At 63.2% G+C, this 13038-nt stretch carries 12 protein-coding genes; 6 read left to right on the plus strand and 6 right to left on the minus strand.

Going from position 1 to position 13038, the window contains the following annotated elements; translation table 11 throughout:
• Positions 1-28 precede the first annotated feature (28 nt).
• Positions 29-1270 (plus strand): tyrosine--tRNA ligase, encoded by a 1242-nt coding sequence (gene tyrS, locus QQL24_RS33570; RefSeq protein ID WP_284316675.1) that lies wholly within the window; start codon positions 29-31, stop codon positions 1268-1270.
• A gap of 98 nt (positions 1271-1368) precedes the next feature.
• On the opposite strand, the gene pssA is transcribed toward tyrS, so the two are convergent.
• Together pssA and QQL24_RS33580 are read right to left on the minus strand one after the other, a co-directional pair.
• Complete coding sequence (gene pssA, locus QQL24_RS33575) at positions 1369-2217, minus strand: CDP-diacylglycerol--serine O-phosphatidyltransferase (RefSeq protein ID WP_284316676.1); 849 nt, start codon at positions 2215-2217, stop codon at positions 1369-1371.
• 12 nt (positions 2218-2229) lie between these two features.
• The gene (locus tag QQL24_RS33580; RefSeq protein WP_284316677.1) at positions 2230-2928 is read right to left on the minus strand and encodes a phosphatidylserine decarboxylase; all 699 of its coding nucleotides are present in this window, start codon (positions 2926-2928) and stop codon (positions 2230-2232) included.
• Positions 2929-3087: 159 nt separating this feature from the next.
• Between QQL24_RS33580 and QQL24_RS33585 the strand changes: the two genes are divergently transcribed.
• The 4 genes from QQL24_RS33585 (at position 3088) to QQL24_RS33600 (ending at position 6317) form a co-directional block, all read left to right on the plus strand.
• Positions 3088-3888, plus strand: a complete 801-nt coding sequence (locus tag QQL24_RS33585; RefSeq protein WP_284316678.1) for an ABC transporter ATP-binding protein — start codon at positions 3088-3090, stop codon at positions 3886-3888.
• Positions 3889-4001: 113 nt separating this feature from the next.
• Positions 4002-4778, plus strand: a complete 777-nt coding sequence (locus QQL24_RS33590) for a transporter substrate-binding domain-containing protein (protein WP_284316679.1) — start codon at positions 4002-4004, stop codon at positions 4776-4778.
• Between the two features lie 102 nt (positions 4779-4880).
• Complete coding sequence (locus QQL24_RS33595; RefSeq protein WP_284316680.1) at positions 4881-5585, plus strand: ABC transporter permease; 705 nt, start codon at positions 4881-4883, stop codon at positions 5583-5585.
• A 3-nt stretch (positions 5586-5588) separates the two neighbouring features.
• The gene (locus tag QQL24_RS33600; protein ID WP_284316681.1) at positions 5589-6317 is read left to right on the plus strand and encodes an ABC transporter permease subunit; all 729 of its coding nucleotides are present in this window, start codon (positions 5589-5591) and stop codon (positions 6315-6317) included.
• A 160-nt stretch (positions 6318-6477) separates the two neighbouring features.
• Here QQL24_RS33600 and QQL24_RS33605 read toward each other — a convergent pair whose 3' ends face one another.
• From QQL24_RS33605 to alaS, 3 genes are all read right to left on the minus strand, one after another.
• Positions 6478-7269, minus strand: a complete 792-nt coding sequence (locus QQL24_RS33605; RefSeq protein WP_284316682.1) for a dimethylarginine dimethylaminohydrolase family protein — start codon at positions 7267-7269, stop codon at positions 6478-6480.
• A gap of 324 nt (positions 7270-7593) precedes the next feature.
• A complete protein-coding gene (locus tag QQL24_RS33610; RefSeq protein WP_284316683.1) occupies positions 7594-7785 on the minus strand; it encodes a hypothetical protein in 192 nt (63 codons plus the stop codon).
• Positions 7786-10437: an alanine--tRNA ligase gene (alaS, locus tag QQL24_RS33615; protein WP_284316684.1), complete on the minus strand. Its 2652-nt coding sequence runs from the start codon at positions 10435-10437 to the stop codon at positions 7786-7788.
• Between the two features lie 297 nt (positions 10438-10734).
• On the opposite strand from alaS, the gene QQL24_RS33620 reads away from it, so the two are divergent.
• On the plus strand, positions 10735-11652 hold the full coding sequence (locus tag QQL24_RS33620) for an NAD(P)-dependent oxidoreductase (RefSeq protein ID WP_284316685.1): 918 nt from the start codon (positions 10735-10737) through the stop codon (positions 11650-11652).
• Between the two features lie 104 nt (positions 11653-11756).
• On the opposite strand, the gene recA is transcribed toward QQL24_RS33620, so the two are convergent.
• Entirely contained in the window at positions 11757-12830 is a 1074-nt protein-coding gene (gene recA / locus QQL24_RS33625; RefSeq protein ID WP_284316686.1) for a recombinase RecA, read from the minus strand.
• Positions 12831-13038: the final 208 nt, after the last annotated feature.

A 13038-nucleotide genomic window follows, 5' to 3' on the forward strand; every position in this document is an offset into this window, starting at 1 on the left:
ATATCTATGGTGATCGAAAGTTTCTGTCATGACTGCGTTAAAATCCGATTTCCTGCGCATCCTCACCGAGCGCGGCTATATCCACCAGGTTTCGGATCTGGAAGGCCTCGATGATGCGGCCTCCAAGGGCCAGCTCACGGCCTATGTCGGTTATGACTGCACGGCGCCTTCGCTGCATATCGGCTCGCTCATCTCGATCATGATGCTGCACTGGTTCCAGGAGACCGGCCATCGGCCGATCACGCTGATGGGCGGCGGCACCACGCGCGTGGGCGATCCCTCGGGCAAGGACGAGACGCGGCGCATCCTCACCGTCGAGCAGATCGACGAGAACAAGCAGAGCATCCAGAAGGTGTTCGCCAAGCTGATCGATTACCAGGGCGACAAGGCCCTGATGATCGACAATGCCGAATGGCTGACCAGGCTCAACTATATCGACATGCTGCGCGACATCGGCCGGCATTTCTCGGTCAACCGCATGCTGTCCTTCGATTCGGTGAAGCTCAGGCTCGATCGCGACCAGGAGCTTTCCTTCATCGAATTCAACTACATGATCCTGCAGGCCTATGATTTCGTTGAGCTTTCTCGACGTCACGGCTGCGTGCTGCAGATGGGCGGCTCGGACCAGTGGGGCAACATCATCAACGGCATCGATCTGGGGCGGCGCATGGGCACGCCGCAGCTCTACGCCCTCACCTGTCCGCTGCTGACCACCTCCTCCGGCGCCAAGATGGGCAAGACCGCCTCAGGCGCCGTCTGGCTCAACGAGGACATGCTGTCGGCCTATGACTACTGGCAATACTGGCGCAACACCGAGGATGCCGATGTCGAGCGCTTCCTGAAGCTGTTCACCACGCTGCCGCTCGATGAGATCGCCAGGCTTGCCGCGCTGGGCGGGGCCGAGATCAACGAAGCCAAGAAGCGCCTGGCCACCGAGACGACTGCCCTGCTCCATGGCCGCGACAAGGCCCTGGCGGCGGAGGAAACCGCGCGCAAGACCTTCGAGGAAGGTACGCTGGCGACCGACCTGCCGAGCTTCGATCTGCCCGGTCTCAGTGCTGGCGTCGGCGTGCTCAATGCCTTCGTGCTGGCCGGGCTGGTGCCCTCCACCAGCGAGGCGCGCCGGCAGATCGCGAGCGGTGGTCTGAGGGTCAACGACGTCATCGTGACAGATCCCAAGGCCGTGCTCGGCTTGGGTGATGTGACGGCCGACGGCGTGATCAAGCTTTCGCTCGGCAAGAAACGCCATGTGCTCGCGAAGCCGGTCTAATCCCGGGTGCGCGGACGTCTCGTCCGCATCTTGGAACCGATGCGTTTGTTGGTGAGGAAGATGCGGACGAGACGTCCGCGCACCCGGGAAGAACCGCTTCAGGCAGAGGGCTGGTCCGGGGCTTCCTGCGGTGCCGCCTTCTCCTGCGTGGCCTGGTAGGCCCTGGCCTGCCGGCGGTAATAGACGATGCCGAAAGGGATGGTCGCCAGATAGATCAGCGTGATCGCCGTCAGCGTCTCCCAGGGATTGAAGGCCAGCAGCAGCACGACCACGACGGCGACCACGAAGATCGGCAGCACCCACTCCCGCGGTATGCGGGTGCCGAGTTTCTTGCCCGAGAATGTGGGGATGGTCGAGATCATCAGGAACGCGATGAGCAGCACATAGGCGAGCTCGAACATCGCATGGCTGGGCTCATGCGCCAGCCCCAGGAAACTGAGATAGATCGGCAGCAGCACCGTACAGGCGCCCGCCGGCGCCGGCATGCCGGTGAAGAAATTGGACTGGTAGGGCGGCCGGTTCGGATCGGCGCTTGTGACGTTGAAACGCGCCAGACGCAGCACCATGCAGATGGCGAACACCAGCGAACCGATCCAGCCGAGCGACCTCAAATCGTGCAGGCCCCAGAAATAGAGCACGATGCCCGGCACCACGCCGAAATTGACGAAATCGGCCAACGAATCGAGTTCCGCCCCGAATTTCGAAGTGCCCTTGAGATAGCGGGCCACGCGCCCGTCGATGCCGTCGAGCAAGGCTGCGACCACGATGCAGCCGATGGCGAGATCGAGCTTGTTCTCGATGGCAAGGCGTATGGCACTCATGCCCGCACAGAGCGCGAGCAGCGTGATGACGTTGGGGATGAGCACCCGGAAGGGAATGGCGCGCCGCCCCCAGCCCTTCCTCGGATCCGGGTTCTCGGGCTGGAATGGCGGAAACAGCGGATCCATGGTTTGGCCGATTCAGCCGATGCGGTGGGTGAGATGCGGCATGGCAGCGGCAGCATCGGCGATGATCGTCTCGCCCGCCACCATTTTCTGGCCGATGCCCACCTGCGGGCGCACGCCCTCGGGCAGGTAGACGTCGACGCGCGAGCCGAAGCGGATCATGCCGAGGCGCTGGCCGACGGCGACGTGCTCGTTCTCGCTGGTCCAGCAGACGATGCGGCGGGCCACCAGGCCGGCGATCTGCACCACGCCATAGCGCACCGAACCGGTATCGATGATGAAGCCGTTGCGTTCATTGTCCTCGCTCGCCTTGTCGAGGTCGGCGCTGAGGAACTTGCCCGGCTTGTAGGCGATCCGGGTGATGGTGCCCGTCACCGGGCTGCGATTCACATGGCAGTCGAACACGTTCATGAAGACCGAGACGCGCAGCAGCGACTGGCTGGCGAGGCCGAGTTCCGGGGGCGGCAGCACGTGAGCGATCTGGCTCACCACGCCATCGGCCGGCGAGACCACGAGCCCGTCCCGCACCGGGGTGACGCGCGGGGGATCGCGGAAGAAATAGGCGACCCAGGCCGTGATGATCAGCAGCGGCCAGAACAGCACCTTGACCCAGATCAGCGCGATCAGGGTGAGCACGCCGACTATGGCCAGGAAGGGGTAGCCTTCGCGGTTGATGGGGACCAGGACTTTCCGAATGGAAGAGGCAATCGACATCGATGGGTTCCAATTTGGCTGCTTGGGTACCCCAAACTTCCGTAAAAGACTAGGGCGTGTCGCAACTCAGAAAGGCACCTGCTCCCAGCTTGTGCAATCTGAAATGGCTGCTACAGTTCTAGGCAGAACCGCTTGAAAAACGAAACGAGAGGTAACTGGATGCCTGAGGGAAGCACGCAAGCGGCAGAGGATCAGACGCCGGTTGTCCAGCTCGACAATATTCACAAGAGCTTCGGCCGGCTGGAAGTCCTCAAGGGCGTCTCCCTTACGGCACATGAAGGCGACGTTACGGCGCTGATCGGCGCCTCCGGTTCGGGCAAGAGCACGCTGCTTCGCTGTACGAACCTGCTGGAGATCCCCAATTCCGGCCGTATCCTCATCGGCAATGAGGAGATCCGGCTCAAGCCCGCGAGCGGCGGCACCATGGCGGTGGCCGATCAGAAGCAGTTGCAGCGCATCAGAAGCCGTCTCGGCATGGTGTTCCAGAGCTTCAACCTCTGGGCCCATCGCACCGTCCTGGAGAATGTCATCGAGGCGCCTGTGCACGTGCTCGGCGAGAACAAGGCCGAGGCGATCGAGCATGCTGGGGAACTTCTCAACAAGGTCGGCCTCTACGCCAAGAAGGACACCTATCCCGCCTTCCTCTCCGGCGGCCAGCAGCAGCGCGCCGCCATCGCCCGGGCGCTGGCCATCCGGCCCAAGGTCATGCTGTTCGACGAGCCGACCTCGGCGCTCGATCCGGAACTGGTGGGCGAGGTGCTGCGCGTGATCCGCGATCTCGCCGCCGAGGGCCGCACGATGATCGTGGTCACGCATGAAATGGCCTTCGCCCGCGATGTCGCGAACCACGTGATGTATCTCTACAACGGCAATGTTGAAGAGGAAGGCGCACCCTCCAAGGTGTTCGGCAATCCCAACAGCGAGCGTTGCCGCCAATTCGTCACCCCCAGACAGCACTAGCTTGCACATCTCGTTCCGGGGCAGAGGGGCGCCAGGACACTCGCGGATCAAGAAACAACCATCCAAACATCAAAAACAATAAAGACCACCAGTTCATCCAGCAGGGAAACACGATGAAGACTCTGAATATGAAAATGCTCGCGGCCACCGCGATCTTCTTTGGCGCGGCTTTCGCTTCCGCCCAGGCCGACACGGTCAAGGTCAGCGTCGCTGCCGAGCCCTATCCGCCCTTTGCCTCCCTCGACGCGTCCGGCAAGTGGGTCGGCTTTGAGGTCGATCTCGCCAATGCCGTGTGCAAGGCGGGCAAGCTCGATTGCGAAATCGTGGCTACCGCCTGGGATGGCATCATCCCCGCTTTGACCTCCAAGAAGATCGACGTGATCTGGGCCTCGATGACCATCACGCCCGAGCGCTCGGCGCAGATCGCCTTTACCATTCCGTATTACAACACGCCGGCCGAATTTATCGCCAATAAGGATGACAAATTCGACTTCGCGCCTGGCAGCCTGAAGGGCAAGACGATCGGCGTGCAGACCAGCACGATCCACGCCCAATATGTGCAGAAGGCCTATCCTGACGCCGACATCAAGACCTACGGCACGCAGGATGCAGCCAATGCCGACCTCGCGGCCGGCCGCCTCGACCTCGTGCTGGCCGATGCCGCAGCCCTCGACGACTTCCTCAAAGGCAAGGACGGCACTTGCTGCGACGTCAAGACCTTCCCCAAGGATCCGATCTTCGACGGTGGTGTCGGCGGTGGCCTGCGCAAGGAGGACACCGACCTCAAGGCCAAGCTCGACGAGGGCATCAAGGCCATTTACGCGAGCGGTGAATACGCCACCATCGAGAAGAAGTACTTCAGCTACGAAGTCGGCACTCCTCCGAAATGAGCAATATCAGAGCGTTGGCGTAACCGCGCCTTCGGCACTGATTTCCTTCTCCAACCGGCCTGAATCATCAGGCCGGCCCCTCCCCTCATGGCGGAAACGGACGTGGAAGCATTCTGGGACCAATTGGCGGCAGGCTGGGGCACGGCCTTTCTGGCCGGCCTGCGGATAACCGTCGAACTGTCGATCGGCGGCTATATCACGGGTTTGCTGATCGGAGGCCTGGTAGCCTGGGCCAAATTGCGCGGACCGCGCTGGCTTGTGGCACTGGCCAACGGCTACTCCACGATCTGCCGCGCCGTGCCGGAAGTGCTGATGATCCTGATCCTCTATTATGCGGGACAGCAGGCGCTCAACGGCCTGATGGCATCCATCGGTTTCGGGGCCGTTGGGATCGACGGTTTCTACGCTGCCCTCATGGTGCTCGGCATCGTCCAGGGGGCCTATGCCTCGGAAATCCTGCGTGGCGCGGTCCTGGCCTTGCCCAAGGGGCAAATCGAAGCCGCCAAGGCCTATGGCATGCACGGTTTCGTTCTGTTTCGCCGCGTGATCCTGCCTTTGATGGTGCCTTTTGCCTTCGCTGGCCTGACCAATCTATGGATGTCGATCCTCAAGGACTCCGCCCTGATCTTCGTGGTGGGCTACAAGGAACTGATCTCCACGGCCATGGCGGCTGCGGGTTCGACACGCATGTATTTTTCATTCCTGCTGTTTTGCGGAGCGATCTTCTACGCGCTCACGCAGTTTTCCAACATCTTCATCAAATTGATCGACGGTCATATCCGGCGCTGGATGCCGAGGCTGGGGTGAGACATGTCCACAGATCTGGCGTCATCGTTCTTCGATAACTTCACCTGGATCGGCAAATATTGGCCGATGATCCTGGGCGGTTTCTGGACCACGCTTCAGCTGCTGTTCTTCTCGCTGCTCCTTGGCTATCCACTGGCCATCCTGGTCGGCTTTGGCCGTGTGTCGAAGAACAAATTCATCTATGGCCTCGCCACGGGCTTTGTCTCGGTGATCCGCGGTACGCCGCTCCTGGTGCAGTTGTTCATTCTCTATTTCGGCCTCGGCTCGCTCTTTCCGGCTATTCCCCACATTCGCCAGAGCTTCATCTGGCCGGTGCTCAAGGATGGCTATTACTATGTCATCCTGGCCCTGGTGCTCAGCGTCGGCGGTTATGTCGGCGAGATCATGCGCGGCGCCCTGCTTTCAGTGCCGCGTGGCGAGTTGGAGGCAGGCCGTGCCTATGGCTTCCATGGCTTCTCCCTTGTCCGCCGCATCTGGCTGCCGCGCGCCATGCAGGCGATGATGCCGACCTTCGCCGGCGAGACCGTGCTCTGCCTGAAATCCACAGCGCTCGCCTACCTCGTCAGCGTGCAGGACCTGCTCGGCCAGATCAACATCATCCGCTCGCGAGAGGCCATCACCTATACGCCGCTCCTGGTGGTGGCGGTGGGCTATCTTCTCGCCACGCTGGTGATCGAGGCCGTATTCCGCCGCTTCGAGGCGAATTTCGCGAAAACGACGCGGCCGGCGTAACGCCGGGAGCGCGAACGTCCCTACGACACTCGAGAGAGTGTCGGACGATCCGCTCTTTGAAGCGATATCGGCATAAGAATGGGCGCAGACCGCTATGGCTGCGCCCTTCCTTGTTGGACACCCTACTTCCAAGAGCGGACGGGACGTCCGCGCTCCCAGGTCAACTATGCCAGCGCAGCGACATGCAGGAGAGGCCCGCGTCGATCTTGGCGATCTCGCCCGTCGGCAGGCGCACCACGCTGTAGCCTTCCGCCTCCAGCATCGCCGCCGTGCGCGGATAGTCGGCGCCCACGAAGACGCGTTCGTTGACGCGTAGCGCATTGGCCGCGGCCTCCTCGCCTTCCGGCACCAGCAGCACGCGCAGGCCGTCGAACACGCCGGAAGCCGCCAACCGGGCGGTCGCGAGCATGGTGGACGCATCAAGCAGCGAGCAGTCCGACTTGAAATGCAGCACGCCCGGCGGCGTGGTGACGATGACGCCCTTGCGGCCGAGTTCGGCCAGCAGTGCGATCAGGGCGTCCGCTCCCTCCTGCGTGGTGCGATCGGACAGGCCGATCATGACCTTGTCCGGCGTCACCAGCACGTCGCCGCCATCGGCAAAGCCCGGCGCCGGAAGGGACAGGACCTTGTCGAAGCGCCGGCGCAGCACCTGTTCGATCGCGGCCGTCTCGCCGAAGCGGCTTTGCGCGCCCGGACGCAGCAGGATGGCGCCTTCCGGAAACACCAGCGCGGGATCCTCGACAAACAGGGAATCCGGGAACGCCTCCAGCGCCGGCAGCACCTCGACCGCGACCCCGGCAGCCTGCAGTGCCTCGACATAGAGCCGGTGCTCGGTGCCGACCCCCTCATGCGTCGGCGCGCCGCGATCCTCGGCTCGCAGGCCCTGAGTCACGCTCACGGGCGGCAGGCGAACGATGGCGTTGTCGAAGCTGTAGACGGGAAAGCTGCTCATGGTCGTCCCCACTGCGAAAGCGTCTTCTGGCCCGGCGGCCGCGCCGGGCAATTGAAGGGTTTGTGTTTTCTTCAGGTGGGAACTGCATCCCCACGTGCTGACTCTGCGAACAGAAGCGCCGAACTGGAGTGGCAGTCTCCGACTACCAACGACCTTCAGGGCGTTTTACTTTCAGATCGAATCACCAGGAATCGCAAAATGCTTTTGATGCCAGTGAGTTAATTTCGAAATTCGCTCCCACCTGAACGCATTTTGCTCTAGGGCAAGCGCGGCGGTTCTGAGAATGGCAGTCTGAGACCGCCACTCCTATTCCCCCTGGCCTGCTCAGGCCTCCGGCGGCTTGTACTGGATCAGATAGGTCCAGGCACCGTAGGCGGCAACCAGGGCGAACATGATCCCCCAGAACTGATCACCGTTGGTGAACTCAAAAACAGCCCAGGCGCCCGGCAGGATACAGAGCGCCAGGCGCACCCAGAGCGGCTGCATCCATTTCGGGGTGGGAGGAGGAGGCGGCATTCAGGCCTCCGCCACTGCGGCGGCGATGGCCTCGAGCGCCGCCTGGGCCTTGGCGCCATCCGGACCACCGGCCTGCGCCATGTCGGGGCGCCCGCCACCGCCCTTGCCGCCGAGGGCCTCGGAGCCCCTGCGCACCAGATCGACGGCGTTGAAGCTGCCGGTCAGGTCCGAGGTGACGCCGACCACGAGGCCGGCGCGGCCGTCCTCGGAAGTGGCGACGATGGCGACGACGCCGGAACCGATCTGCTTCTTGCCCTCGTCAGCCAGGGCCTTGAGGTCCTTGAGCTCGATACCGGACACGGCCTTGGCAAGCAGGCGCGTCTTGCCGGCGGTGCGGATCTCGCTTTCGCCGCCGCCACCGCCCATGGCGAGCTTCTTGCGGGCCTCGGCGAGATCGCGCTCCAGCTTGCGGTGCTCCTCGACCAGGACCGTGAGACGGTCGCCCGCCTCATGCACGGGCGTGCGCAGCACGTCGGAGAGGCCCTGCAGCAGGCGGCTCTCATTGACGAGATGCTTGCGCGCGCCTTCCGCCGTCATGGCCTCGATACGGCGCACGCCGGCGGCCACCGCACCGTTCGAGACGATGCGGATCAAGCCGATATCGCCGGTGCGCCGCACATGCGTGCCGCCGCACAGCTCCACCGACCAGGCCTTGTTGGAGCCCGGCTGGCCCTCGCCCATCGCGACGACGCGAACCTCGTCGCCATATTTCTCACCGAACAGCGCACGGGCGCCCGAGGCGATGGCATCATCGACACTCATCAGGCGAGTGGTCACTTCGCTGTTCTGCAGCACGATCTCGTTGGCCAGGTCCTCGATCTCCCGCAGCTCCTCGTCCGTGATGGGCTTGGGGTGTGAGAAGTCGAAGCGCAGGCGGTCGGGTGCCACCAGCGAACCCTTCTGGGCCACATGATCGCCCAGCGTGAGGCGCAGCGCCTCGTGCAGCAGATGGGTGGCCGAATGGTTGGCGCGAATGGCCGAGCGGCGCTTGTGGTCGACGGCCAGTTCCAGCGCATCGCCGACCTTCAGCGTACCTTCCTCCACCGTGACCGCGTGGACGAAGAGATCGCCGAGCTTCTTCTGCGTCTCAGTGACTTGCACCTTCAGGCCCGTCGCATGGACGAGGCCGGCATCGCCCTGCTGGCCGCCGGATTCGCCATAGAACGGCGTCTGGTTGAGGATGAGGAAGCCGCTCTCGCCCTTGTTGAGGGCCTCGGCTGGCTTGCCGTCCTTGACGAGAGCAAGCGCGACGCCTTCCGCCGTCTCGGTCTCATAGCCGAGGAATTCGGTGGCGCCCACCTGCTCCTTGAGGCCGAACCACACCGTCTCGGTGGCGGCATCACCGGAGCCGGCCCAAGCCGCGCGGGCCTTGGCCTTCTGCTGCGCCATCGCAGCCTTGTAGCTCTCCTCGTCCACCGTGATGTTGCGGGCGCGCAGGGCATCCTGCGTCAGGTCGAGCGGGAAGCCGTAAGTGTCGTAGAGGGTGAAGGCGACATCGCCCGAGAAGACCTGGCCGTCACCGAGATTCTTCGACTCGGCATCCAGCAGCGCAAGCCCACGTTCCAGCGTGCGGCGGAAGCTGGTCTCCTCAAGGTGCAGCGTCTCGCTGATCAGAGCCTCGGCGCGCACGAGCTCGGGATAGGCGGCGCCCATCTCGCGCACCAGCGCGGGCACCAGCTTCCACATGATCGGGTCCTTGGCGCCGAGCAGGGAGATATGGCGCATGGCGCGGCGCATGATGCGGCGCAGCACATAGCCGCGGCCCTCGTTCGAGGGCAGCACGCCGTCGGCGACCAGGAAGGAGGAGGCGCGCAGATGGTCGGCAATGACGCGATGGCTGGCAAGCGTTTCGCCCTCGGCCGGCACGCCGATCGCCTCGACCGAGGCACGGATCAGAGCCTGGAAGAGATCAATGTCGTAATTGTTGTGCTTGTGCTGCAGCACGGTGGCGATGCGCTCGAGGCCCATGCCGGTATCGATCGAGGGGCGCGGCAGGTTCACGCGCTCGCCGCCCGGCAGATCCTCGAACTGCATGAAGACGAGGTTCCAGATCTCGATGAAGCGATCGCCATCGGCATCCGGCGAGCCGGGCGGGCCGCCCCAGATATGGTCGCCATGGTCATAGAAGATCTCCGAGCACGGGCCGCTCGGGCCCGTATCGCCCATGCGCCAGTAATTGTCGGAGGTCGCGATGCGCACGATCTTGTCGTCGGGAAGGCCGGCGATCTTCTTCCACAGCGCATGGGCATCATCGTCCTCGGAGAAGACGGTGACCATCAGCTTGGAGGCAGGCAGGCCGAAATCCCTGGTGAGCAGGTTCCAGGCAAGCTCGATCGCGCGTTCCTTGAAATAGTCGCCGAAGGAGAAGTTGCCCAGCATCTCGAAGAAGGTGTGGTGGCGCGCGGTGTAGCCGACATTGTCGAGATCGTTGTGCTTGCCGCCGGCGCGCACGCATTTCTGCGAGGTGGAGGCCCGCGAATAGGGGCGCTTCTCAATGCCGGTGAAGACGTTCTTGAACTGCACCATGCCGGCATTGGTGAACATCAGCGTCGGGTCGTTGCGCGGCACCAGCGGCGAGGACGCCACGGCCTCGTGGCCGTTCCGCACGAAATAATCGAGAAAGGTGGATCGGATCTCGTTGACGCCGCTCATTGCCCGGTATGCCTGTTCCGGCTGGCCCTCCCTTCCGGCAGGACCAGCATCATCATGGTGGAGGGGCGTTGTAGCGGGGCGTTCCCGGCCTGTCGAGGGTTGCGACGGCCCGAAGGGAGAGGAGTAGGCAGCATTTCGCAAGAATGCCGATCCTGGGCGCGTTGTTCTGCCCCCTCGCACCCCGCCTTTGCAATGCGCGGAATTGTCCTACCAATTTGCTTGCATTCCTGCGTGCGACGCCCTCCATTACGCTCCTTTCAGAACCACGGCCAACAGGGCGGAAACAGGATCATTGCCATGACGGACAGGAAAGAGACGGTCGGCTTCATCGGGCTCGGCTTCATGGGCCACGGCATGGCCAAGAACATCGTCGAGAAGGGCTATCCCCTCACCATCATGGGCCACCGCAACCGGGCGCCGATCGAGGATCTGGTGGCGCGCGGAGCCAGGGAGGTCGCGACGCCCCGCGAGGTTGGCGCCAATTCCACCATCGTCTTCCTGTGTGTCACGGGTTCGAGGGAAGTCGAGGCGCTGGTGCGCGGGCCGGACGGGCTGAAGGCCGGCCTCAAGCCGGGCTCCGTGGTGGTGGACTGTTCGACCTCGGATCCCACCTCCTCCGCCGCCATCGCCGCCGAACTCGCGGAGGCCGGCATCGAGTTCGCGGACGCCCCGCTCGGCCGCACGCCGAAGGAGGCCTGGGAAGGCACGCTCGATACCATGGTGGGCGCCGGCGACGCCCTGTTCGAACGCCTGAAGCCGGTGCTCTCCACCTGGGCCGGCCGCGTCATCCATATGGGCGGCACGGGCGACGGGCACCGCATGAAGCTCCTCAACAATTTCATCTCGCTCGGCTATGCGGCGCTCTATGCCGAGGCCATCGCGCTGGCCGACAAGGTCGGCATTTCGCCCAAGCGCTTCGATGCGGTGATCCGGGGCGGGCGCATGGATTGCGGCTTCTACCAGACCTTCACGCGCTGGGTGCTGGAGGGCGACCGCGACGCCCACAAATTCACCATCGCGAATGCCTTCAAGGATCTGCGCTACCTGGAATCGATGGCCGATGCCGCCGGCGTGGTCAATCCGATCGGCAATGCGGTGAAGAACTCCTTCGGCGTCGCGATGGCGGCTGGCGGCGAGCGTTCCTATGTGCCGATGCTGACCGACTTCATCGGCAATCTCAACGGCGTGGACCTCAAGCCGGCCAACCAGCCCTGAGGATTGGGCTGGCGGCAAAAAGAAGGGCGGGTTCAGCACCCGCCCATGTCAACGCAGTACAGGGGTCAACGCAGTACAGGGGTCACGCGATAGAGGCCAGTGGCCTATTCGTCTTCCGCCTCGGACGGGTCGATATTGTCGAGGATGCGCTCGGCGATCAGGCCGGCATTCTGACGGATCGCCTGCTCGATCTTGTTGGCGATATCGGTATTTTCCTTAAGGAACTGCTTGGCGTTCTCACGCCCCTGCCCGAGGCGCTGGCTCTCATAGCTGAACCAGGCGCCGGACTTCTCGACCACGCCGGCCTTGACGCCGAGATCGACCAGCTCGCCCACCCTCGATACGCCTTCGCCATACATGATGTCGAATTCGATCTGCTTGAAGGGCGGCGCCACCTTGTTCTTGACCACCTTGACGCGGGTCTGGTTGCCGACGACCTCCTCGCGGTCCTTGATGGCGCCGATGCGACGGATATCGAGGCGCACGGAAGCGTAGAACTTCAGGGCATTGCCGCCCGTCGTCGTCTCGGGGCTGCCATACATCACGCCGATCTTCATGCGGATCTGGTTGATGAAGATCACCATGGAATTGGAACGGCCGATCGAGGCGGTGAGCTTGCGTAGCGCCTGGCTCATCAGGCGAGCCTGCAGACCAGGCTGGACATCGCCCATCTCGCCTTCAATTTCGGCCTTCGGCGTCAGGGCGGCGACGGAGTCGATGACGATGACGTCGATGGCGCCGGAGCGCACCAGCGTGTCGCAGATCTCCAGCGCCTGTTCGCCCGTATCCGGCTGGGAGATCAGGAGATCGTCGAGATTGACGCCGAGCTTGCGGGCATAGACCGGATCGAGCGCGTGCTCGGCATCGATGAAGGCGCAGACACCACCCTTCTTCTGTGCTTCGGCAACGCTATGCAGCGCCAGAGTGGTCTTGCCCGAGGATTCAGGCCCGTAAATTTCGATGACACGGCCCTTGGGCAAGCCGCCGACGCCGAGCGCGATGTCGAGGCCGAGCGACCCGGTGGGAATCGCCTCCACTTCCATCGATTTGTCGTTCTTGCCGAGGCGCATGATCGAGCCCTTGCCGAAGGAGCGTTCGATCTGTGATAGGGCGGCGTCGAGCGCCTTCGTCTTGTCCATGGAAGTTCCTTCGACCAAGCGCAGCTGTGTCTGACTCATATGCCCGTTCCCTATCAAGCATGAATGGATTCGTCATCCAATGGATGCGTTTCCTAACGTTGGCCTTTGCTGCCTTGCCGGCGACTCCGTGCCCATGAAGGTATGTACGCATTTTGTTCTCGTTTACGCAAGTTCTATTTTTGTTCTGGGTCCGCAAAGTGAACCCCACGTAAACCGCCCATAGTCTACAGTCGTATATTTCTGTATG

Origin of the sequence: Labrys miyagiensis (genome assembly GCF_030160835.1) — a bacterium.
GTDB classification, from domain to species: domain Bacteria; phylum Pseudomonadota; class Alphaproteobacteria; order Rhizobiales; family Labraceae; genus Labrys; species Labrys miyagiensis.